This window comes from Paenibacillus sp. J22R3, assembly GCF_056269305.1.
In genome coordinates this window covers 578,372-601,201 of sequence record NZ_JBWDNS010000003.1, presented here as the reverse complement: position 1 = coordinate 601,201, position 22,830 = coordinate 578,372, and the positions used below count along the sequence as shown (strand labels likewise).

Sequence of the window (22,830 nt, the reverse complement as noted above, 5' to 3'; positions counted from 1 at the left end):
ACAACTAGCCTCTTTAAGATTGTCATTTATTAAAATGGTTAGTACTAACGATGATGTGAGAAAAACTTTACTTACTGGTCTCTACAACCGTTATAAGAAAAGTGATGAGTTGGATAAGGAAAATCCATTTGATTTTAAACAATTTGTTGCGACTGCATCAAAGTGATGCAAATGTCACTAGATCTTCGGGTGATTTTGGGGTCCATATCGAGGAAACACGTGAGAGAGGTCTATTTTTAGGACAAGTAAAGTGGTTATAACTATCCGGTTGGTTTTGAGCCGACTGCCATTATCCATTCACAGATGATCAAGCAAAATGCAGCCGGTGGATATGTTGTGACAACTAGCAATATTACTCAAAACGCAGTTGATTATGCCAAGGGTCTAAATATAGAGTTGATTGGTGGGCAAGAGCTTGTTGAGTTATGGATGGAAAGCTTAGAAAAAAAGGGAGCTTTGCATTCTAAATTCATACAACCCTCTACAACTTAAAAGAGAATTAATAAAATACAGCCTCACTCATACGTTATGTATTAGTGAGGCGTTTTTATTTGTTTGGAATCATTTAAATGACATTTCTACATACGGGGAGTCGTTCAAATGTCAATATATGATATGTATCGTACAAGTTTTAGTTTATTTACTATTAATTAATGACAAAACAAGTTACAGCGGACACGTTTTATTGATGTGATTTTTCAGCATTAGCTGGAAGTGTTTCAACATAAGCTGTAAATTTTGTTTCAAGTAAACGGTTATTCACTATGGAGCACTCCAATACGTGTTAGAAACCCGAACGGACAATCCGTTCGGGTTTTCTCTTGCCACTATTATTTGAAGTAGTTGTCGATCTGCTCTTGAGCTGCTTTCATAATCGTATCCATGCCGGCAGCTTTCAGCTCCGAAATGATCTTCGGAACTGTCTTTTCCGGGTCAGATGCGCCTGTCATCAACTCATAGCGGTATTTGTCCCATACGGCTTTCGTGTTGGCTACTTCTGTGCCTAGCTTGCTGATATCAAGCGCAAAGCCCAGGCTCGTGGAAGAAATCGCTTGGTCGTTCAGCTTGCGCACTTGTTCCCATTGATCGACAGGAGCGCCTTTGGTAACCGCCATATCGAAGAATGTACCTTGCGTATAAGCAGCGAGCGGCCATGTATCGGATATACGCTCGACTACTTTCTCGCCGTCCACATTCTTATAGTCGACGCCAAGCTCGCCGAATGCCAGCATGTTGCGCAGCTTTGGATCCGTATTCACCAATTGCAAATATTTGAGCGCTTCCTTCTTGTACTTGGAGTTCGCGGATATCGCGTTCAAAGAACCTTGAATCGTGCTTGTCGTGTAGATCGGCCCGAAGATCGGGAACATGTCGTACTTCGCTACGCCTTCATTGATCTGCCAGCTCGCTTCAGCGCCAGGGAATGCTTGTGCAGCGAAGAAAGGACGTCCTTTGTCCGCTTCTGTCTTCGTCGGTGCATCCGGATTGATAATGCCGTCTTGATACCACTTATGCAGCAGCTTCAGATCGTTCATTACCTCTTGGTCCTCGAGTACGGAGACCACTTTGCGGGAAGCATCGTCGACTTTAACGCCGATTGGCGGCAGACCGAGCGTCATATCGTCATAGCGGTTGAAGAAGCCGTTAAAGCCATCGCCTTGTGTAAGAGGCAATGGATAGAAGCTCTTGCCTTCGCCGGCTTTAATATCGTGCAATGGCTTGTCCAAGTCCTGCATCGTCTTGATGCTTGCGGTGTCGATCTTATATTTCTGTACATACTTGTCATCGAACACCCAATACTGGGTCAACGAAGAATCTTTATACGTCGGTACGGCATAGATTTTGCCGCCAACCTTCGTTCCATCCCATACCTTCTGAGGAATGAGCTTGTAGAGATCTGGCGAATCGCTCTGAACGGAATCGGTAATGTCGGCAAAAGCGCCGATGTTCACTTGCTGGTTGTACTTGCTGTTGTTCGTGAACATAATGTCGAAGGGCTCGCCGGTGTTTACGATCGTGTTGATCTTCGTGTCCCAGTCCCCCCAGCTTGCAACCTTGATGTCGACCTTCACGCCGATCTTCTCGGCCGTGTAGTCATTCATGGCTGCGATCGCCTTGTCGAAGTTCGAAGGCGTTTGACCGCCAATCGTCCACCATACCAGCGTTGGCGCTTCGCCGCCTGCTGGATTGTTGGCGTTCTGGTTGCTTGGCGCATTGTTTGAATCATTCGTACTCTTCGAACCGCAACCAGCGAGTGAAGTTGTCAGGAGAGCAGCCGTACTAAGTACAAGCAGGTGTTTCAATGTCTTTTTCATATCCATGGACCTCCCTGAATTGATTTATTTCATCTTGCATTAACCTTTCACGGCACCGACCGTTAGACCAGATATAAAATACTTCTGGAAGAACGGGTAAGCCGCGGCAACAGGCACGACAATGATAATCGCCACAGCCATGCGGGCGGATTCCTTCGGCATCGTCGCCACCAGCTCAGCGTAGCTGATGCCGAGGCTCGCAGCGTTCCTCGCCAGTGCGTCTACGTTGCTCATCAAGCTGTTCAGCAGCGCCTGCAGCGAGTACAGGTCTTGATTGTTGATGTACAGCATGGACTGGAACCAGTCGTTCCAATACGAGAAGCAGAGGAACAGGCCAATGGTCGCGATAACCGGCAGCGAAATCGGCAGAATGATGGAGAAGAAGATGCGCAGTTGGCTAGCGCCGTCCATCTCAGCAGATTCGATTAATCCATCCGGTATGGTGCTTCTGAAGAACGTTTTGCAAATAATCACGTTGAAGGAGGAGACGGCCAGCGGGAGAATGAGAGCCCAAACCGTATCTTTGAGCCCGAGCAGGGTCGAGTTGATGTAGTAGCTGGACACCAGCCCTCCGTTGAATACCATGGGAATGAACACGATCCATGTCAGCAGCCCATTCAGCTTATAGTTAGGTCTGGAAATGACATAACCCATTGAAGTGGTAAGCAGGATGCCAAGCACAGTGCCGACAACCGTAACGAGTACGGATACTCCGAGTGCACGAGAGATCAGCTTCCCTTGCTGCAAGATATAGTGGTACGCCTCTCCCGAGAGAGCCCTGGGTATAATGTGGTATCCCGTTTGCCGAATGGAATCTTCGCTGGAGATCGAGACCGACAATACCACTAGGACGGGCACCAGGCAAACCAACGCTATCAGAATAAAGATGATATGGAAAAAGACGTTCATAACACCGCTGATCCGGTTGAATTTATCGAGACCGGACTCAAAATGTGCTTTCGATGACATTGCTTTCGCTCCTCCTTACATCATGGCGCTGTCGGGATCAACACGGCGGACGATCCAGTTAGCGATTAAAATGGTCGCGCATCCGAGTACGGATTGCAAGAAAGCGGAAGCCGAGGCCATGCCTACAGTAGCTGTCTTGAGCTGCTTATAGACGAGCACGTCAACGGTTGTCGTCACGTTGAACAGCGAGTTGGAATCCCGCGGCACTTGGAAGAATAACCCAAAGTCCGTGTAGAAAATACGGCCGACCGACAGGATGAACATCATCACGATAACCAGCTTCATAAGCGGCAGCGTAATGTATTTGGTCTGCTGCCACTTCGAAGCGCCGTCAATGACAGCGGCCTCGTAGTAGGTGCTGTCGATGCCGGTAATCGTTGCCAAGTAGACGACCATGCCGTAGCCTAGACCTTTCCACATGTTCATAAACACGAGAAGGTACGGCCAGTATTTGGCCTCCATATACCAGTTGACCGGATCCTTGCCAAGGTCTGCCAGAAACTGATTGGCAATTCCTTTATCGAAGCTGAGGAACGCCCAGATCACCGCGGATACGATGACCCAGGACAAGAAGTAAGGCAGGAACATCAACGTTTGATACACTTTGCCAGCCTTGCGGCTGTGCAGCTGACCGACCATCAGCGCTAAGGTGACTGGTACTACGATACCGAGAATAATGAACACGATATTGTAGCCCAGCGTGTTGCGGATGACGATCCAGGCATCGTTTGACTTAAACAGAAACTCGAAGTTATTAAAGCCGGACCACTTGCTGTGCACGATGTTGCTTATGAAGCCCCCATGTATTTTGAAATCCTTGAAGGCTATGATGATGCCGAACATCGGCAAGAAACAGAACAGGATATACCAGACCGTTGTCGGTAAAGCCAGCAGCGTCAGCTCGGTATCCTGCGTTCGCCAGCGTGTTCGCAAATGTCTGCGCTTGCTCTTTGTCTCCATGTGAGTCACTCCCTTCAATGATCAATCTCCTTGTATTCGTAACGTGCAAGCCACAATTATTTTCAATCTATCTTAAACTGCCTTGCCTTATTTACACAGTAATAACGATCCTTTCACTTTACATAAAATTAACTTATATGTTTTTTTCTATTCATCATTCAATATCGAGTGCCAATTCAATTGCTGACGTCACTGCGCCTATCGAGCACGCCATGTATGATTTTGACTAAAAAAGAACGTTCATTTAGATACTGTTTGTGAAGCTCATCCAGGCAAAAATCAGCCGGAGCAAAGAGGCTCGCCTACCCGATTTTACGTTAAAGAGTAACGTCGTTATTGAACAGAGAGGGAGATACAACGAAACATGGAACAATTCAGATTACCTAAAATCGACATGCCGGCTCTTCAGTTGCCGCAATCCATTCAGGACGTGCTCGCGGAAGCAGAGACAAGATTAGCGCATCGGCCTAAGCTGCTGCAGCTGTTCAAGAACTGTTTTCCGAACACGCTGGAGACGACGACTAAGCTGCTTGAACACGGAACGACGTTCGTCATCACAGGGGATATTCCTGCGATGTGGCTGCGCGATTCCGTAGAGCAAGTGATGCATTACGTGCCGTTTGCCAAAGAAGATGCCGATTTGCAGCGAATCATCAAGGGGCTGATTATGCTTCATATGCGCAATATCGCCATCGATCCATATGCGAACGCGTTTAACGAAATGGCGAACGACTGGCATTGGAACACCGACGATAAGACCGATATGTCGCCATGGGTATGGGAGCGTAAATTCGAGCTTGACTCTATCTGCTTCTCGATGCGTCTTGCTTTTGCCTATTGGAAAGAAACAGGTCGTGCGGATATCTTCGACGCGAACTTCAAGATCGCGATGCGCGCGACGGTCGATCTCTGGAAACGGGAGCAGTTCCATTTCGAGCACTCCACTTACCGCTTCGAGCGTGACAATGGTATCAAACACGATACGCTTCAGAACGAAGGCCGCGGAATGCCTGTTAACTATACGGGCATGATCTGGTCAGGCTTCCGTCCGAGCGATGACGCCTGCGATTTTCATTACAACATTCCGGATAATATGTTTGCCGTCGTTACTCTAAGGCAAATGCGGGAAATCGCCGAGTTCGTCTTCCGCGACCTGTCGTTTGAAAAGGAGATGGCGAAGCTCGAGCGGGAAATCGACCACGGCATTCAGCTGTATGGCATTTACCGTCATCCTGAGTACGGACCGATCTATGCGTACGAGACCGACGGGTATGGAAATCATTGCCTGATGGACGATGCTGGAACGCCTGGCCTTATTTCGATTCCGTATCTTGGTTACGTAAACGGCGATGATCTGATTTATCAGAATACACGTAGGTTTGCCCTCAGTAAAGACAACCCGTTCTATTATGAAGGCGCGGTGGCCAGCGGCATTGGCAGCCCGCATACGCCTCCGAACTATGTCTGGCATATGGCGTTGTCCATGCAAGGGCTGACGGCTTCCTCAGACGAGGAGAAGCTTGCGATGATCGCACTGCTGGAAGCGACGGATGGAGACACCGGTTATATGCACGAGGGCTTCCATTCGGATGATCCGAGCGTATTTACGCGTAAATGGTTCGCTTGGTCCAACAGCTTGTTCTCGCAATTGGTGTACAAGGCGATGAAAGCGGGGCTGCTCGATGGCTGATTTTGCGACTCAAGCCATAAAGAACGGAACAAGGAAGGGTGACATTCATCTTGATGAACGCAAATAAAAGAAGAACGGCGCAGATTATCTCCCATACCCATTGGGACCGTGAATGGTATTTGCCTTACGAGAAGCATCATGTCCGGTTGATTACGCTCATGGATACATTGATGGACACGCTGGAGAACAATGCGGAGTATCGGAGCTTCCACCTCGACGGTCAGACGATCATCATCGAGGATTATTTGCAGGTACGTCCCGACCGGCGCGAGCGCCTGGAGAAATGGATTCGCGAAGGCCGTATCCACATCGGGCCTTGGTACGTTCTGCAAGACGCGTTCCTGACGAGCAGCGAAGCGAATGTACGTAATCTGCAGATCGGGCATCAGGATGCCTCGTATTACGGTACGATCGCCAAGATCGGGTATTTTCCCGACACGTTCGGAATTATCGGTCAAGCACCTCAGCTCATGCGGCAGGCAGACATCGACAACGCTGTGTTTGGCCGTGGCGTCAAGCCGACAGGCTTCAATAATATGGTATCGGATGCTGCGTATGAATCATCTTTCTCTGAGCTCATATGGGAAGGGCCGGACGGCTCGCGTGTGCTCGGCATTTTATTTGCCAACTGGTACAGCAACGGGAACGAAGTGCCGGTGGACGAGGCGGAAGCCAAGGAATATTGGGATCGTAAGCTGGCCGACGCCGGCAAATACGCGTCAACGAGACAGCTGCTATTCATGAACGGCTGCGACCATCAACCGATCCAGACGGACTTGCCCGAAGCGATCCACGTGGCGAGCAAGCTATATCCGGACACAGATTTCGTCCATTCGAATTTCACGGAATATCTGGCATCGCTGAAGTCGTCGTTGAACGACACGTCGCTGTCGGTCGTGCGGGGTGAACTGCGAAGCCAGCGGACGGACGGTTGGTCGACACTGGTGAACACGGCTTCGGCTAGGGTGTATTTGAAACAGATGAACCAAGTCGGTCAGACGATGCTGGAGAAAGTCGCCGAGCCTCTCGCCGCGCTCGCGCATGCGACGGGACAAGCCAAGTACCCGCATCATTTGTTGACGTATGCTTGGAAGACGCTCATGCAGAACCACCCGCATGACAGCATTTGTGGCTGCAGCGTCGACGAAGTGCACCGCGAGATGGTCACCCGGTTCGACAAGAGCCGTCATGTCGCGGAGACGATAGTGGACGACAGTGCTCTTGCGCTTGCCGGCGCCGTCGATACGAGCGTGTTCACCATGTTCGGTCAGGAAGCGCTGCCGCTAATAGTGTTCAACACGACGGGCTGGAACCGCAGCGGCGTCGTAAAAGTCGAGCTAGACGTTGCGCGCGTCTATTTCCGGGAAGGTATCAGCCCGAACGAAATGATTCGCATGATGAAGGGCATAGCAATCACAGGGCGTACGCTCGTTGATTCGGAGGGCATCGCCGTCGCCTGCACAATGGAGGATCTCGGCCTGCAATTCGGCTACGACCTGCCGGAAGACAGGTTCCGCCAGCCGTATTGGGCGCGGCGCGTGAAGCTGACATTCGAAACGGCAGAGGTGCCGGCGCTCGGGATAAAGGCCTACGCTTGGGTGATTAATTCGTCTGAAGCGCCGCAGGAGCCATCGCTTTTGACCGGATCGTGCTCAATGAGCAACGGGAATCTCGGCGTCGAAATTGCCGAGGACGGCAGCTTGACGGTGACGGATTACAGAAGCGGACGTACTTACCGCGACCTGATGATTTATGAAGATGCCGGTGACATTGGCAACGAATACATGTTCAAGCAGCCGGATGGAGAGCCAGCGCTCACGACTAAAGGGATCACGGCGGAAATTCGCGTGACCGAGGACAGCGCATACCGCGCAGCGTTCGAAATCGTACACCTTTGGTCAATTCCAGCCTCGGCCGACGAGCTGTTTGAGCAGGAGAAGCAAGAAGCCGTGTACTATCCGGAACGCAAAGCCGGACGGTCGACGGACTTCGTACCGTTCTCCATACGCACCATCGTCAGTCTGGAGCGTTCAGGCTCCGGTATAGGTATCAGCGTCACTATAGACAACCAGGCGAAGGATCACCGCGTTCGCGCACTGTTCCCGACGGACCTGATTGCCTCCGTACACCGTGCCGACACGATCTTCGAAGTGGCGATTCGAGACAACGAACCGGCGGCCGAGTGGGAAAATCCGAGCAACGCACAGCATCAGCAGGCTTTTGCCGATGTCAGCGACGGGACGCAAGGACTCACCATTGCGAACAAGGGCTTGAACGAATACGAAGTGTTGCGTGATGGCCGCAATACGATTGCCGTCACCTTGCTTCGTTCCGTCGCTGAGCTAGGCGACTGGGGAGTCTTCCCAACGCCGGAAGCGCAGTGCCTAGGCATGCAGACTGCCGAGTTACTGATCCTTCCACATCAAGGGGACGGCGCAGTATATGGCGCGTATGCTTCGGCCTATCAATTCCAGACACCTTGGACTGCTGTGCAAACCGGCATACACGATGGAGTGATCGCGCCGATTCATGCCTTCATGACTTGGAAGGGTGAAGGCATTGCCTTCTCCTCGGCGAAGATCTCAGAAGCATCCGGCGATCTGATGCTGCGCTGGTTCAATATGCGGCCGGAGGAAGCGATGTTGCAAGTTACTTCGAATGTCGGCGAGACCGTTATGGCGTACAAGAGCGACATACTTGAGCGTGCGGGTGAACGTGTGCAGCCGTTGGCGGGCCATACAGACGCTTCATTCGCGGCGGAGCTGGGACCGTGCGAGATTTATACAGCCGGCATTCCGTCGGGGCACTGAAAGGAATGGATCTGCAAGTATTGGCTGAACGTGTCGGCAGAGTAAGGAGCAAGCACTCATCTTTTTGAGGAGCTTGCTCCTTTTTTGCTTACTTTGTTTTATTTGGTTTTATCAATAAGTTTTGCATAATTATTTATTTGGTGAAAAGTTTGGTTCTTCAGAAAGCATACATGCACTATATAAGGCATTGGATGAATTGTTGAATGAACGTACAGGTAACTCTCACTTCGATATACTAGTGAACAATTAGCTTCTCCCGACAGTCGCTGGGTAACCGGGCAATTGATCGATGCCAGTGGGGGCTCTCATTTGTAAAGTCATCTGGAAATAAGATGATTTCCCGACTCGATAGCGGGCTATCAGTTTATGGTGCGCAGCTTTCCTTCGGCGATCTCGAGCACGATGTCCGCGTAGGCGGAAACGGACTTCGAGTGCGTGACGATGATGACGCATTTCCCTTCATTGTTAGCGAGGCATTTCAGAATGTCCATGATTCCGGTTTCGTTTTTCTCGTCCAGATTGCCCGTAGGTTCGTCCGCGATCAATATGCCGGGGTTATACGATAAGCTGCGAGCGATCGACACTCGCTGTTGTTGCCCTCCGGACAGCTTAAGAATTTTGCGGTCTGCCGTTTCCCTGTCGATGCCGACTTTGTTTAGCAAAGTGTAAGCGTGGCTTCTCTTGTCTTTCAAGTCGCTCCTGCCGAGATGCAGCGAGAGCATGACGTTCTCGGCCGCCGTATCGGATAATAGGAGATTGTAGCCGATTCCCAGAATGTCTGACATCAGCCCCGAAGGCATTTTGCCGTCCAAGATCACGTCTTTCATTGTCGAGACGACGGATGGATTCACGTAGATGCCCGCGATGAGTGCTACCAACGAACCCGCAAGCGCTAAGATCAGCATTTCGCTCAATAAGAGCGCCATAACTTTGAGCTTCGACATGCCGATGGCGCGCAGCACGCCGATCTCGTATTTGCGTTCCCGAAGCGCGAGAACGTTCAGTAGGAACACGATGCCGATACCGATGATCGCGACCAAAGCGAAGAATCCTTTCACGATTATCAGCATTTCGTTGACGCCCTCGACAGCTTCGTGAGGCGTTCCCTCAATTATACGTTTTTCCGGATCGCCCATAAGCTGATCGACGGTTACAGGTTCTTTTGGATATGGCGCGTCGAAAATTTGACCTGCGGCGATGATCGACGAGGCCAAGAGCAGCACGCAAGCCACGATCAGAATGAGGGCCATAAGTGAGGTGAGGCGGAGCCGAAGCGGCATTTCGTTAAACCGTTTCATGGGAGACCTCCGCGACGAAGTAGCCGATTCCCCTTGCGTTTTTGATTGTTCGCCTAGGTGAGCGGCCAGTTTCTTTTTGAGCGAATTAATGTGTACCTTGAACGAGTTGGAGAACAAATCGGCTTCGCTGTCCCACACGTGTTCGATCAATTCTTCCGCGCTGACGACCTTGTGTTTGTTGAGGATCAAGTACTCTAAGATGCCGTATTCCTTCCTTGTAAGCTCGACAGTTTGTTTATGGACGTATGCCTGCTTCAGTGACGTATCGACGGTAAGCTCGCCATGTGATAGAAGCGAGGGCTCAAGAATAAACTTGCGGCGAAGCAAGGACCGAAGCCTCGCTTCGAACTCTTTGAAGTGGAAAGGCTTGGCCATATAATCGTTCGCACCTTCGTCAAGGCCGGCTATTTTGTCCTCGACCTCGGAGCGGGCAGATAGAATCAGCAGCTTGATTTCCGAATCGTGCTCGCGAATGCGCCGAAGCACGTCCAAGCCGTCAAACTTGGGCAAATTCATGTCAAGCACGATCGCGTCATACCTGTTGACTTGGTACAGGTTAAGCGCTTCTTCCCCGTCCTCGGCGGCATCGACGGCGTAACCGAATTTGCGGAGTCCAGCGCGAATCGCCTTCCTCATCGAGACGTCGTCTTCGACTACCAATACTTTCAACGTTATCGCCTCCCGAGAGTGAATTACTCCTAGTATAACGCGATTCGGGTTAAATAATGGTTAAGTTCCAGCGGTATTGTCTACTATTCCGCGGCTTGCGGTTCCGACTGCAAGAAAGCTGTATGTAACTTACTGGCTGTCTATCTGTCTATCCAGATTACTGGATAAGATAGTTGAATATCAACAAAAAGGCCATCCCGCCAAGGATGGCCTTAAAACTTGCCGTTACTTGCCTTTCGGCAGTACTTCAACAGCGATCTCCGCCCATTTAACCGAGCCGTACGGCGATGTCATTCCCCCTACGAACACGTCCGGACTAAGGATATTAATCAAATAAGTGCCTGGCTCATTGATCTTTATTGAGTGGCTAAACTCTCTATCCTCGTTCATCGGAACGACAGTTTTTTGGCCGCTTATTTGATAGTCTCCATTCTGAAACTTCGTCACTTGAAATCCAAGAACCTCACTCTGAGTATATTCCTCCGTAATGACAGATCCGCTAATCTCTATGGCTTCTCCAGCGTGTACCCGCAGGTAGCCTTGTGTTGGCTTATTGAACACGATATTGTGGGCATCCGGATCATGGTTATATCGGACAGGAATCAAGGATGGATCCTTAACGATTCGATTGACGACGATGTCGGCAGATGGATTATCATTGGAATGAATTTGCAGTGGATTCGGTCCTGGACGGAGATCAACGGAGAACTCAACCCGGCGATATTCACGATTTCCAATTTTGATCGACTTGTCTACGGTCTTTTTTGTCCCTTTTAACGAGCTTATGCCGCCCATCTCAACGCTGGTCATTCCGCCCAGACCCATGCTTTGCATTAAATAAACGTCCCCGTACTCTTTTTGAATCAATGAACTGAAGGTGATACGGCCTGACTCTGTCGTATAGGCAGCGTGCAGAACCTTCGCTGACTTCTCGCTCCACGTCAAATTTAACGTTCCCTGGCTCCAGTTATAGTTGATCCCCATCCGCGGCAACATTGAAATGGGAACATACAGCGTATTGCTTTTCATAAACGGTGGTAGAATCTTCTGTACATCATCGAGGGCTGTAAGTTTGCCGTTCAATTCAATATAGAGCTTGGAGCTGTCTGGCTTGAAATGAAGGGTTGAAAAGGTAGTTGGATGATCCGGCTTAAACTCGACCCAATAACTATTCGTTTTGGTACTTTTCATGATCCTTCCAATTTGGGCTTGCTCCAGCCACTTGATCGGTAAGTAGAGGTTCCCATTCTTCATCAGCAGCGGGGAAGCCTTCAAGGATTTCGAATCCAACAGGATCGTTGGTTTGTTCAATTTTGCAGCTATTTTGTGCGGAATCAATTGAAACACAGCCGCGTCGTTCTCAACGATCGGCAGCTCAGATATCGACGATGCCTGAGCATAGCCAACCTGCAGCGGAAGAACAAAAGTAGCAAGCAGCCCGATGCAAATCATTAATTTCGTAATCATTCGTTGCACGACGTGAACACCACTTTCCATTTTTTTATATAGACGAGTGATGTTGGAAAATGTTGCGGTGTATATCTTAGATGAATGATCCATTTCTTTCTGCGCATATTACTCCGATATACCTAAATTTGGGAGAATGGGATTCACATGCTGAAGACAGAGCATCGCAGAAATGGGCCGGGTTCTACTTTATTTATGCGTATATTCCGTTATTATTTGGTTGTACCTGCTTCAGAAAACAGAGAAATCTCAGTGAATAGTTGCGGGCGGAGATGGCGAATGTTGTCGAAACTAAGTTTGTTGTCGATATCGCCTTGCCTCCGTTATAGGAGTCATGCAAAAAAATATAGCCGCTCAGAAGGAACCCGATAGTACATGTAGAAAATACTCATTATAGTAAGCGCTTCCATATCCTGATCGTATAAACGGAGGGTGATGTGATGCATATATACAAGGCAGTCGACTTTATACATCAAGATGAGGGAATAGCACTTTATAAAGTAGCCAATCACATACATGAGCCTGAGCACACTCACAACTTTGTCGAGCTGGTTTATATCTTGCACGGGACCGGAAATCATCAGGTGAATAATCAAAGCTATAATGTTCGAAGAGGTGATTTATTATGGATGAATGTCGGTGACAGCCATTCATTCCGTGCCGAGCAAGATATGCAGTACATGAACATATTAATTCAAGCTGATTTTTTACATGAGCAGTCGACTACATATGAGCCTGACCGGAGCTTTATCAACCATAGGCTGTTTCAGGAGTTTCAGCAGCCTCTGCAAGGATCCTTGCAGCATATTCGCTTTCAGGGCAAATCCATTCTGGAGCTGGAGGAGCTGCTCGAATCGATGTTTGGAGAGTACCTCTCGAAGAAGGATGGCTATCGTGCGATGTTGTGCGGCTATACGATGCTGCTGCTCGCATCGTCGTTTCGCAGAATGCAGGACAATCTGCAGACGCAATTGACTGTAGATATCCATGAAATTTTGCCGAAGCTGCTGTCTTATATCGAGCAACACTACGCTTCACCAATCACGCTGAGGGATTTAGCCAAAGAAAGCTATTATTCGCCGCATTACATCAGTAAGACATTTAAATTATGCTGCGGCTACACGTTTTCCGAATATTTGCAGGAAGTGCGTCTTCGGGAAGCAAAGCGAATGCTGCTAGAATCGACTGAATGCGTGGGAGCTATCGGCAGAATGGTCGGCTATCCGGATAAAGCTCAATTTTACCGGTTATTCAAACAATATTTTGGCATAACGCCTCAGCAGCTTCGAGAACAAGCGTTGAGAACTTGAATGATGACACTATGAAAAAAGTCCCGAATGGGGCTTTTTTGTCATTTATGGGGGTAAATTATCGAATGTTGTCAGGGAGTAGACAATCTTTACTTCTTTCCGAAAATTCGGAAAAAACCAAAAACATTTATTGAAATATGTGGGTTTATCACCTAATAATTGTGGTGAGTCCACAAACTCAAAAATAAACAGAAGTATCGGAGGGTTGTAAATGAAGGTAAGACTATTGGCGACTGCTCTTGTAACCGCTCTCATTTTCTCTACGGCTTTAACCGGGTGCTTCGACAATTCGAAGAACAATTCGAATTCATCGAACTCGGCGAACAAGACAAATACAGAAAGCTCGAGTAACACCGATGAGACGGTAGCGAACAACAAGTCAGACAACACATCAACCAATACGAATGCTTCATCGGAAGCAACCGGGGATGGAGCGATTACGGAGTTCCATCAATCATCGTATTTGGACGGCAAGAACCTTCCGGATGTGAAAGACCGCTTACCTGCAGATTACAAAATCACCAACGAAGTGGCAGAGGGGCAATTGAAGTATGAAATCGGATCTTTCGGTGGAACTTTGAGAACGGTTACATCGGTACCGAACTGGGATGCAGACGTTTTCGTCATGGATAATGAACCGCTGCTTAACACGCCGAGTATTCTCGGAGAAGAACTTACAGGCAATGTTCTGAAGGATTATTTGCTCAGTGATGATCAGAAATCCATCTCGTTCCAAATGCGCAGAGGCTTGAAATGGTCTGACGGCGAGCCTGTAACGACGGAGGATATCCGGTTCACAGTCGAGGATGTACTGATGAACGAGGAGCTGACCCCGATCTTCCCGCTCTATCTCCGTTCCGGCGGTGTGGCTGAAGGCGCTCCGCTTAAGTTGGAAATCATTGACGATTATAACTTTAAGCTTTCCTTCGATCGTCCATACGGCGGACTCTTGATTCGCTTAGCGATTCAAGGCTGGCGTGGATACACAGAGCTGCTCAAGCCTGCTCACTTCCTGAAGCAATTCCATACCAAATATATAAAACTCGATCAGTTGGAGTCGGCGATTAAGGAAGCCGGATTTAAACAAGGCGAGTGGGTCAACCTGTTCAACTATAAAGATATTACGAACTGGAAATTGAACCATTCCGAAGCGGTCGGTTTCCCAGTCCTTTATCCGTGGATCATTACAAAAGCAACGCAGAGTATGACGACTTACGAACGCAATCCTTATTATTTCAAAGTCGATAAGGCGGGCAATCAGTTGCCATATATCGACAAAATCGAAAGCACCCTTGTAAACGATATCGAAATGGTAAGTTTGAAGACGATTGCCGGCGAGGTTGATTTCTCACGTGAATCGGCATCGCTCGTCAAGATGCCGTTGTACAAGGAAAACGAGAAGAACGGTTATAAAGCCATGCTGAATAATATGCATGTGACTCCGACCGATATTTTCCTTAACTTGACCTATGAAAAAGATCCAAACTGGGGGAAAGTTGTCCAAGATGTCCGTTTCCGCCAAGCATTGAACATGGCCATCGACCGCCAAGAACTGATTGATACGATCTACTATGGTTTTGCCAAACCGGGCAGCATCGAAGATCCGACATTTGATTTGGATAACGCTAACAAATTGCTGGATGACATGGGCATGAAGAAAGACGCAAACGGTAAACGTTTAGGTCCGGACGGCAAAGTATTTACCATTCCAATCGAAGTTGGAGCCCAAGCACCGGACATCGTTCCTTATACGCAGCTTATCGTCGAAATGTGGAAGGCGCTTGGTCTTAACGTCACGATGAAAACGATCGATCAGACGCTTTGGTCGCAGCGTAATACTGCGAATGATCTTCAAGCGACTGTCATCTGGACGCACACACCGCTCTGGTATATGGGTGATTGGGGCCAAGGCATGTGGGCTCCGTTATGGGATCAGTGGCACTCAAGCTCAGGCAAGAACGGTAAAGAGCCGCCGGAAGATGTGAAGAAGCTGTACACGATGATTGATGAGGCACTCGCTACGGATCCGGAAAATGCCAAACGCAAGATCGAAGAAGTGAAGCAACAAATGAAAAACAATGTGTACTACTTCGTACCGCTCAGCGATGTGAAGCAGCCAATTATTGTGAATGACAAGCTGAAGAACATTCCTGGTGACAGCAGCTTTGCAATTGGAACCGACTTCTCAGGCGAGCAATTCTTCTTCGGCAAATAAGACATAGTCGTCCGAACCTAAAGGAGCCCAGACCTCATGAGAGGAGGCTGGGCTCCCGGGTTCGTGTATGGATCTGCGGCTTACATTGAATGGAGGGAACCGCATGATAAATTTTATTAGCTATCGATTATTACAGCTTATTCCGCTGTTGATCGCCATAAGTATCATCGTATTTGTCATTATCCAGCTTCCTCCCGGTGATTTCTTAACCAACTATATTCAGCAATTGAAGCTGTCGGGCAATGATGTTTCGGAGAGCGCCATCATTAATTTGAAGCAGGAATACGGACTGGATAAATCGCTCATCGTGCAGTATGTCGTCTGGATCAAAGATATCGTGCTGCATGGAAATATGGGTCGTTCCTTCCAATTCAACATGCCGGTTGCTGATGTTATCTGGCCTCGGCTCGGTTTAACGATTACCATTTCATTGATTTCGCTCGTGTTTGTTTGGCTCATTTCGATCCCGATCGGCATCTATTCGGCCACGCATCAATATTCCATTCTAGATTATGTGTTTACATTCATAGGATTTATCGGAGTCGCGGTTCCCGGCTTTCTGATTGCCCTCGTACTCGTCTATTTCATATTCATTGAAACCGGCGTATCGATAACAGGGCTGTTCTCACAGCCGTATATCGATGCGCCATGGAGCATGGCGAAGGTGCTGGATATGCTGCCGAGGATGATATTGCCTGTAATCGTAATCGGAATGGCATCTGCCGCATCGCTGATTCGAGTCACACGGGGCATGCTGCTCGATGAATTATCGAAGCAGTACGTCATTACTGCCAGAGCCAAAGGCGTATCGGAAGGTAAATTGCTCTTCAAATATCCGGTTCGTATGGCCATCAACCCGCTTATCAGTACAATCGGATGGACGCTGCCGGCGCTTATTTCCGGAGAGGTCATCGTGTCCATCGTCCTCAACCTTCAGACAACGGGGCCGATGCTGCTCAAGGCGCTCATGACGCAGGATATGTACTTGTGTGGCAGCTTTATTCTGGTAACCAGCTTCATTACGGTATTAGGAACACTGCTCTCGGATATTTTGCTTGCGGCAATTGATCCGCGTATCCGCTTTGGAGGTGTTTCGGAATGAGCGGGCTTTCGACGGTTATCAATCAACTTCGTCAACCGAGAACACGGCGGAACAAGTCGGCCGATACACCGAACGTCGAAGTTGCCTCGCAATGGCAGCTGATGTGGTGGAAGTTCAAGAAGCATAAGTTGGCGATGATTTCAGCGATTTTATTGATTCTGATGTTTTTAATCGCCATATTTTGCGAGTTTGTAGCTCCTAATCTATCCGGTACACGTTATACGGCTTATAAGAATGCCCCCCCGCAGAAGATTCATTTTGTCGATAAGGAGACGGGGTTTCAGTTACGGCCGTTTGTCTACGGTTTGAAAGAAAAAGTCGATCAGGAAACCTTCTTGCGGACCTTCAGTGAAGATACAACGAAAAAGTACCCGGTGTACTTCTTCGTCAAAGGCGAACCTTATGAAATGTGGGGATTTATCTCTTCGAGCATTCATTTGTTCGGCTTAGGTAATAAGGATGGTGCGCTCATTCTGATGGGAACGGATCAACTCGGCCATGATCTGTTTTCACGTATTATTTATGGGGCACGCATTTCCTTATCGTTTGGTCTTGTCGGTATTATCCTAACTTTGATTATCGGACTGCTGCTCGGCGGAATATCCGGCTACTTGGGCGGTGTGTCGGATACGATCATCCAGCGAATCATCGATTTTCTCATTTGTATTCCGACGATTCCACTCTGGATGGCACTTTCTGCTGCAGTGCCGCGAGACTGGTCGACTACCAAAATGTATTTCGGTCTCATCATCATCTTCTCCGTTATCGGATGGACAGGTCTCGCTCGTGTCGTGCGCGGTAAAATTCTATCGTTGCGAGAAGAGGACTTCACGATGGCGGCTCGGCTTGCAGGCGCCAGTGATTTGCGAATCATTCGGAAGCACTTGCTCCCGTCCTTTGCCAGTTACATTATCGTAAACGTCACGCTTGCGATTCCCGCCCAGATTCTAGGGGAAACCTCATTGAGCTTTCTTGGCATTGGGCTGCAAGCTCCCGCTGTATCTTGGGGCGTACTGCTGCAGGATGCTCAGAACCTGGAAACCTTGGCACATCATGCTTGGCTGCTATGGCCTGCCGCCTTCATCATGTTAACCGTGCTCATGTTTAACTTTCTCGGAGACGGGCTTCGGGATGCTGCAGATCCTTATAAATAGGGGGTGGACCTATGTCACAGCAAGAGAATGTCATATTGGAAATGAAGGACGTCAAGGTGCAGTTTCGATTGGATGAAGGACTTCTGAAAGCAGTAGACGGGGTCGATCTGCGAATTAAACGCGGGAAGACATTAGGCATTGTTGGCGAAAGCGGCTGTGGAAAAAGCGTTACCTCACAGGCGCTGCTGCGCATCGTTCCTAAGCCGGGAGAAGTGCAAGGCGAAATTCGGTTGTCACGCAAGAAGCCGGATGGCACCTACGATGTTGTCGATCTTGCCAAGCTCGATCCCCGCGGCACGGAAATCCGAAATATTCGCGGCGGTGAAATCGCCATGATCTTTCAAGAACCGATGAAGGCATTCTCGCCGATTCATACCGTAGGCAACCAAATCATGGAGGCCATACTGCTGCATGCAACTGACAATAAGGATGAAGCCTATCGGCTTGGTGTTGAGATATTGAAAAAGGTAGGCATGTCCAATCCTGAGCAGCGGATGAGCGAATATCCACACCAGTTGTCCGGCGGCATGCGCCAACGGGCTATGATTGCGATGGCCCTTTCCTGTAATCCGGCAATCCTGATTGCCGACGAGCCGACGACAGCGCTGGACGTTACGGTACAGGCGCAGGTGCTCCAATTGATTAATGACCTGAAATCAAGCCATGATACTTCCGTCATTTTTATTACCCATGATCTCGGTGTTATTGCGGAGATGTCGGACGATGTAGCGGTTATGTATCTGGGAAAGGTTGTCGAATATACCGACGTGGATACGTTGTTTCATAATCCGCAGCACCCTTATACCAAAGCGCTGCTTAATTCCATTCCTTCATTAATACGAACAAACAAACGGCTTGAGTCGATTGAAGGTACAGTGCCGTTTCCGATGAACTTACCGAAGGGCTGCGGCTTCTATACACGATGCAAGATGGCAAAGGATGGCGTGTGCAATGTGGAAGATGTGCCTCTGGTTGAAGTGGCAGAGGGACATTCGGTACGCTGCTTGCTTGTGGATGAGGTCAATAACTGAAGCGGAGGTTGAGCCATGACGCAAGAGGAGTTTGTATTAGATGTCCGTTCGATGAAGAAATATTTTCCCGTTAAAGAAGGATTCCTTAAGAAAACGGTCGGCTTCGTCAAGGCAGTCGATGATATCCATATTCAAATTCGGCCTGGTGAAACGCTTGGCCTCGTAGGGGAATCCGGCTGCGGCAAGACGACGCTCGGACGATGCGTCTTGAGGGCAATCGAGCCAACCTCGGGTTCCACGTTATTTCGTGACAGACAAGGACAAGTCAAAGATGTCATGAAACTGAACAATCAAGAGCTGAGGGCAATCCGCAGAGACATGCAGCTCATCTTTCAAGACCCCTATTCCTCCCTCAACCCACGGATGACAGTGCTCAATATTATCGCGGAACCGCTTATTTGTAACGGAATGGCTCGCGGCGAGAAGCTCAAGGACCGTGTCAGGGAGCTCATGGAAATGGTGGGCTTAGACAGCCGGCATCTGGAGCGGTACCCGCATGCTTTCAGCGGCGGACAGCGTCAGCGGATCGGAATTGCCAGAGCATTAGCAACGAATCCGAAGTTTATCGTGTGCGATGAAGCCGTGTCAGCACTTGACGTTTCTGTACAAGCACAAATTATCAATCTTCTGCAGGACTTGCAGGATAAACTGAATTTAAGCTACCTGTTCATATCGCATGACCTAGGTGTCATCCAACACATTTCTAACCGGGTCGGCGTGATGTATGTCGGCAAAATGGTAGAGACGGCTTCGACCGAGACCTTATTCCGGAAACCGCAGCATCCGTACACAGAAGCGCTGTTATCTGCCAAGCCCGTGCCTGATCCACGTAAAAAATCAAATCGGATCATTCTGTCGGGTGAGGTCGCCAATCCGGCCAAACCGCCATCCGGATGTTACTTCCATCCGCGCTGTCCCTATGCGAAGGACATCTGCAAATCTCAGGCTCCTGAATGGAAACAGGTCGGCGAAGGACATTATTCGGCATGCCACTTTGCCGGAGAGCTGCAGCTGCAGGGGGCTGCATCGCTATGACCGCCATCGTTTTGATTTTGCTCGTTTTCTTAGTTTGTTTATCCCTTATCATGCTTGCTTCGATATGGTATATGCGGTTTATGATGGCAAAGATCTTCGGGGAGAAGCATCATGATTTGGAAGTGATTTCATCCTCAGGCATGATTCCGGAGAATTGGTCGCGTAAATTTACGGTGAAAATGATCCAGCTCCAAGAAACGGGAAATGAGGAAGGGGTTCGCAGCATACAGAAAGCAGCTGCTCGCAGCTACTTGAAGAGGCTTCGCCGGTTAACCGTTTATGTCAAGAAGACCAATCTTGTAGACAACGAAGAGACGCGAAAGCAAATGCTGCTAGAGCTTCAGAACGTCATTAGAGAGTGGAGTGATGAAGCACAGCATGGATCCTTTACTGCAAGAGCATAAGAAAGTAACCGCTGCCGGTTATCTATCCGTTGCACTGACGGCTGTCACCTCGTTCATCGGCATAATAAATTGGCTGGCGCTGCGGGGGCTTGTCATTTCTTTGCTGGGTTACTATAATGTCAATCCCTTTTCATGGCAGGCCATCGATTACATCATGTTCATTTCGCTTGGCATTGGCTGGCTGGCTTATGTCTATTACAGTCAATTTCATTTTAAAAAACAGGCTTTGGCCGGGCGCGTTTGGAAGTCTTTTACGAGGTTTCTTGCCGTACAGGTTTGGCTGCTGTTCGGCTGCGGACTTCCCTACTTAGTGCTGGGAATTGACAATCCGCCTAAGGAAGAATGGTTACTCCTTGCCTCCGAGGGGCTCGGCGCATTGGTTCTTACAATAGGCTCTATTTGGCTAGGCAAAAGAGGTACGAAAGCCTCAGACCGATAAACGGTTGATGCAGCCTGGTAAGGGGGGACAGTTATGATTGTCGCGGAAAGGCATCAACACATCCTTCGGATCGTGAACGAGAAAGGAAGCGTTCGTGTTGCCGAGCTCAGCCAATGGTGTAACGTAACAGAGGAAACGATTCGCCGCGACTTGGATCGCCTGGAAGGGGCAGGGAGACTGCAGCGCAGCTATGGCGGCGCAATGCGCATCGGCCCGCAGACGCACGAAACATCGTACTTGCTTAGAGAAACGGTACATGTTGCGGAGAAACAGCATATCGCGGCGGAAGCTGCAAAGTTTGTCGAGCCCAATGACCGGATCGTGCTGGATGCCAGCACCACGGCATGGCACCTCGCTACACAATTGCCCGACATTCCGCTTACGGTATTGACGAATTCGTTGAAGGTAGCCTTCGTGTTAAGCGAGAAGAAGAATGTGGTTGTGATCAGTACCGGCGGGACACTTGTGCCGAATTCGCTTTCATTTGTCGGGCCATTGGCCGAGCAATCGTTGGAAGAGTATTACGTCGATAAAGCGTTCATCTCCTGCAAAGGGGCGCATATGGAACGCGGCATTTCGGAATCCAATGAGCTGCAAGCCCGCGTGAAACGGAAAATGATCGGTATGGCGGAGCAGGTTTATTTATTGGCGGACTACAGCAAGTTTAATACGCAAGCATTTATGACGATAACGAGCTGGGATCGGATTGATCGTCTCATTACGGATGCGGAAACATCCGCCGAAGATGTGCAGCAGCTTCGGCGCCGATCGATTGAGGTTATACAGCTTAAGGAATGAGGAGTGCGGATCATGGAACGCAATGCCGGACTGGATATCATCCGCAGCACCGCGATTTTACTCGTTTTGTTCTGCCATGGGCTGGGGTTCTTTTTCATGCCGTACCATGATTTTAACCCGCTCAATTATGTGACCGGCTACTTAGGTGTTGAATTGTTTTTTGTGCTTAGCGGTTTTCTGATCGGACGGATTCTGCTTCAAGATGTTGTGGAGAACGGATCTTTATCCGGGCTCAAAACCTTTTATGTTCGTCGTTGGTTTCGAACGCTGCCGCTCTACTTCTTTGCGGTAGCCTCAACGTACCTGTTGTTTAATGACCATATGAATCTCACGAACCTTGTTTTTCTGCAGAATTTCAATGAACAGCATTTAGCCTTTCTACCGATATCATGGAGTTTATCGATTGAGGAATGGTTCTATCTGCTGATTCCGTTTCCGCTGCTGCTGGCCGGGAAATTTCGCAACAAATCAGCCGCGTTCTTCGGCATCTCCGCTGCGCTGATCCTTGTCTTTCCCATCCTTCGAATGATGGAAGTGCACGCAAGTCAGCCGGTTTGGGATTACGGCATTCGCAAGCAAATCCCGCTGCGCCTGGACAGTCTTGTGTTCGGCGTTATTCTAGCCGGTATCAAATGCTATCATGCCTCCCTTTATCGAAAGTACTTAGCGGGTAAGGTCTCCTTGCTCGTCGCGGTGGCCGGATTGGTCGGCTTTAGCGGCTTCTATGTCTACAACGGCATTCAGGCACAAACGATGGATCATTCCTGGTTTGCCCGGACGATTCTCTTTAGTCTGGTTTCCTTATTTATCGCCTTGCTCATTGCGGTAGTGGAAGTGAATATCCCTAAGCTGGAACGGCTTCCGAAATTGCGTGCGTGGGTCGGTTTCATCAGCTCCCAAAGCTACGGGTATTACTTGTTTCATTGGAACCTGTTCATCTGGTTCAGTAGGGAGAATACGACGGCGAGCGTCGGTCACAGCTTGTATTTGCTAATCTTTGCTCTCATTTTGTTAATCGGGTTTACGTTCGTAATGCATCGCTATTATGAGGTTCCGTTCTTGAAATTAAGGGACCATATGACGAAGAAAACAAAGCGGACTGACGTCAGTTTCCCGCTCTCAAACGACGTTTGAGTTTAACAGGAAAGGAACAAACCTTTTTTG

Annotated in this window: 18 protein-coding genes; 13 read left to right on the top strand and 5 right to left on the bottom strand. The window is 49.0% G+C overall.

Translation table 11 applies throughout. The features are described 5' to 3' along the window. Nucleotides 1-303: 303 nt before the first annotated feature. On the top strand, nucleotides 304-492 hold the full coding sequence (locus AC0YN4_RS17460; RefSeq protein ID WP_475836297.1) for a restriction endonuclease: 189 nt from the start codon (nucleotides 304-306) through the stop codon (nucleotides 490-492). Between the two features lie 338 nt (nucleotides 493-830). Here AC0YN4_RS17460 and AC0YN4_RS17455 read toward each other — a convergent pair whose 3' ends face one another. The 3 genes from AC0YN4_RS17455 to AC0YN4_RS17445 are packed head-to-tail and all read right to left on the bottom strand — an operon-like array spanning nucleotide 831 to nucleotide 4,244. Further along, entirely contained in the window at nucleotides 831-2,315 is a 1,485-nt protein-coding gene (locus tag AC0YN4_RS17455; RefSeq protein WP_475782358.1) for an ABC transporter substrate-binding protein, read from the bottom strand. Nucleotides 2,316-2,354: 39 nt separating this feature from the next. Further along, nucleotides 2,355-3,284: a carbohydrate ABC transporter permease gene (locus tag AC0YN4_RS17450; protein WP_475782357.1), complete on the bottom strand. Its 930-nt coding sequence runs from the start codon at nucleotides 3,282-3,284 to the stop codon at nucleotides 2,355-2,357. Nucleotides 3,285-3,299: 15 nt separating this feature from the next. Then, on the bottom strand, nucleotides 3,300-4,244 hold the full coding sequence (locus tag AC0YN4_RS17445; RefSeq protein ID WP_475836296.1) for an ABC transporter permease: 945 nt from the start codon (nucleotides 4,242-4,244) through the stop codon (nucleotides 3,300-3,302). Nucleotides 4,245-4,608: 364 nt separating this feature from the next. On the opposite strand from AC0YN4_RS17445, the gene AC0YN4_RS17440 reads away from it, so the two are divergent. Then, on the top strand, nucleotides 4,609-5,934 hold the full coding sequence (locus tag AC0YN4_RS17440) for a glycoside hydrolase family 125 protein (protein WP_475836295.1): 1,326 nt from the start codon (nucleotides 4,609-4,611) through the stop codon (nucleotides 5,932-5,934). A gap of 53 nt (nucleotides 5,935-5,987) precedes the next feature. Continuing rightward, nucleotides 5,988-8,744: an alpha-mannosidase gene (locus AC0YN4_RS17435; protein ID WP_475836294.1), complete on the top strand. Its 2,757-nt coding sequence runs from the start codon at nucleotides 5,988-5,990 to the stop codon at nucleotides 8,742-8,744. 359 nt (nucleotides 8,745-9,103) lie between these two features. On the opposite strand, the gene AC0YN4_RS17430 is transcribed toward AC0YN4_RS17435, so the two are convergent. Both AC0YN4_RS17430 and AC0YN4_RS17425 read right to left on the bottom strand, forming a co-directional pair. After that, complete coding sequence (locus tag AC0YN4_RS17430) at nucleotides 9,104-10,711, bottom strand: response regulator (RefSeq protein WP_475836293.1); 1,608 nt, start codon at nucleotides 10,709-10,711, stop codon at nucleotides 9,104-9,106. A 225-nt stretch (nucleotides 10,712-10,936) separates the two neighbouring features. After that, nucleotides 10,937-12,178: a hypothetical protein gene (locus AC0YN4_RS17425; RefSeq protein WP_475836292.1), complete on the bottom strand. Its 1,242-nt coding sequence runs from the start codon at nucleotides 12,176-12,178 to the stop codon at nucleotides 10,937-10,939. A gap of 440 nt (nucleotides 12,179-12,618) precedes the next feature. Here AC0YN4_RS17425 and AC0YN4_RS17420 point away from each other — a divergent pair, with 440 nt between their 5' ends. The 10 genes from AC0YN4_RS17420 (at nucleotide 12,619) to AC0YN4_RS17375 (ending at nucleotide 22,800) form a co-directional block, all read left to right on the top strand. Continuing rightward, nucleotides 12,619-13,488, top strand: a complete 870-nt coding sequence (locus AC0YN4_RS17420; protein ID WP_475782351.1) for an AraC family transcriptional regulator — start codon at nucleotides 12,619-12,621, stop codon at nucleotides 13,486-13,488. A 211-nt stretch (nucleotides 13,489-13,699) separates the two neighbouring features. Beyond that, nucleotides 13,700-15,703, top strand: coding sequence for an ABC transporter substrate-binding protein (locus AC0YN4_RS17415; RefSeq protein ID WP_475782350.1), 2,004 nt, complete (start codon nucleotides 13,700-13,702; stop codon nucleotides 15,701-15,703). A gap of 103 nt (nucleotides 15,704-15,806) precedes the next feature. Continuing rightward, complete coding sequence (locus tag AC0YN4_RS17410) at nucleotides 15,807-16,805, top strand: ABC transporter permease (RefSeq protein ID WP_475782349.1); 999 nt, start codon at nucleotides 15,807-15,809, stop codon at nucleotides 16,803-16,805. After that, nucleotides 16,802-17,959, top strand: coding sequence for an ABC transporter permease (locus tag AC0YN4_RS17405; protein WP_475836291.1), 1,158 nt, complete (start codon nucleotides 16,802-16,804; stop codon nucleotides 17,957-17,959). Before AC0YN4_RS17410 ends, AC0YN4_RS17405 begins: the two co-directional genes overlap by 4 nt. An 11-nt stretch (nucleotides 17,960-17,970) precedes the next feature. Further along, nucleotides 17,971-18,990: an ABC transporter ATP-binding protein gene (locus AC0YN4_RS17400; protein WP_475782347.1), complete on the top strand. Its 1,020-nt coding sequence runs from the start codon at nucleotides 17,971-17,973 to the stop codon at nucleotides 18,988-18,990. A 15-nt stretch (nucleotides 18,991-19,005) separates the two neighbouring features. Beyond that, nucleotides 19,006-20,025, top strand: a complete 1,020-nt coding sequence (locus tag AC0YN4_RS17395; protein WP_475836290.1) for an ABC transporter ATP-binding protein — start codon at nucleotides 19,006-19,008, stop codon at nucleotides 20,023-20,025. Next, nucleotides 20,022-20,429, top strand: a complete 408-nt coding sequence (locus AC0YN4_RS17390) for a hypothetical protein (protein ID WP_475782345.1) — start codon at nucleotides 20,022-20,024, stop codon at nucleotides 20,427-20,429. The genes AC0YN4_RS17395 and AC0YN4_RS17390 overlap by 4 nt, the downstream gene beginning before the upstream one ends. Further along, complete coding sequence (locus AC0YN4_RS17385; RefSeq protein WP_475782344.1) at nucleotides 20,404-20,868, top strand: hypothetical protein; 465 nt, start codon at nucleotides 20,404-20,406, stop codon at nucleotides 20,866-20,868. The genes AC0YN4_RS17390 and AC0YN4_RS17385 overlap by 26 nt, the downstream gene beginning before the upstream one ends. Nucleotides 20,869-20,901: 33 nt before the next feature. Continuing rightward, nucleotides 20,902-21,666 (top strand): DeoR/GlpR family DNA-binding transcription regulator, encoded by a 765-nt coding sequence (locus AC0YN4_RS17380; protein WP_475782343.1) that lies wholly within the window; start codon nucleotides 20,902-20,904, stop codon nucleotides 21,664-21,666. Between the two features lie 12 nt (nucleotides 21,667-21,678). Beyond that, a complete protein-coding gene (locus AC0YN4_RS17375; protein WP_475836289.1) occupies nucleotides 21,679-22,800 on the top strand; it encodes an acyltransferase family protein in 1,122 nt (373 codons plus the stop codon). Nucleotides 22,801-22,830 lie beyond the last annotated feature (30 nt).

Excerpts from the sequence above, each read along its gene's own strand:
- AC0YN4_RS17415 (WP_475782350.1), top strand. The coding sequence starts at position 13,700 with ATGAAGGTAAGACTATTGGCGACTGCTCTTGTAACCGCTCTCATTTTC.
- AC0YN4_RS17400 (WP_475782347.1), top strand. The coding sequence starts at position 17,971 with ATGTCACAGCAAGAGAATGTCATATTGGAAATGAAGGACGTCAAGGTG.
- AC0YN4_RS17380 (WP_475782343.1), top strand. The coding sequence starts at position 20,902 with ATGATTGTCGCGGAAAGGCATCAACACATCCTTCGGATCGTGAACGAG.
- AC0YN4_RS17435 (WP_475836294.1), top strand. The coding sequence starts at position 5,988 with ATGAACGCAAATAAAAGAAGAACGGCGCAGATTATCTCCCATACCCAT.
- AC0YN4_RS17460 (WP_475836297.1), top strand. The coding sequence starts at position 304 with ATGATCAAGCAAAATGCAGCCGGTGGATATGTTGTGACAACTAGCAAT.
- AC0YN4_RS17425 (WP_475836292.1), bottom strand. The coding sequence starts at position 12,178 with ATGATTACGAAATTAATGATTTGCATCGGGCTGCTTGCTACTTTTGTT.
- AC0YN4_RS17410 (WP_475782349.1), top strand. The coding sequence starts at position 15,807 with ATGATAAATTTTATTAGCTATCGATTATTACAGCTTATTCCGCTGTTG.
- AC0YN4_RS17405 (WP_475836291.1), top strand. The coding sequence starts at position 16,802 with ATGAGCGGGCTTTCGACGGTTATCAATCAACTTCGTCAACCGAGAACA.
- AC0YN4_RS17450 (WP_475782357.1), bottom strand. The coding sequence starts at position 3,284 with ATGTCATCGAAAGCACATTTTGAGTCCGGTCTCGATAAATTCAACCGG.
- AC0YN4_RS17395 (WP_475836290.1), top strand. The coding sequence starts at position 19,006 with ATGACGCAAGAGGAGTTTGTATTAGATGTCCGTTCGATGAAGAAATAT.
- AC0YN4_RS17375 (WP_475836289.1), top strand. The coding sequence starts at position 21,679 with ATGGAACGCAATGCCGGACTGGATATCATCCGCAGCACCGCGATTTTA.
- AC0YN4_RS17385 (WP_475782344.1), top strand. The coding sequence starts at position 20,404 with ATGGATCCTTTACTGCAAGAGCATAAGAAAGTAACCGCTGCCGGTTAT.
- AC0YN4_RS17445 (WP_475836296.1), bottom strand. The coding sequence starts at position 4,244 with ATGGAGACAAAGAGCAAGCGCAGACATTTGCGAACACGCTGGCGAACG.
- AC0YN4_RS17420 (WP_475782351.1), top strand. The coding sequence starts at position 12,619 with ATGCATATATACAAGGCAGTCGACTTTATACATCAAGATGAGGGAATA.
- AC0YN4_RS17455 (WP_475782358.1), bottom strand. The coding sequence starts at position 2,315 with ATGAAAAAGACATTGAAACACCTGCTTGTACTTAGTACGGCTGCTCTC.
- AC0YN4_RS17390 (WP_475782345.1), top strand. The coding sequence starts at position 20,022 with ATGACCGCCATCGTTTTGATTTTGCTCGTTTTCTTAGTTTGTTTATCC.
- AC0YN4_RS17440 (WP_475836295.1), top strand. The coding sequence starts at position 4,609 with ATGGAACAATTCAGATTACCTAAAATCGACATGCCGGCTCTTCAGTTG.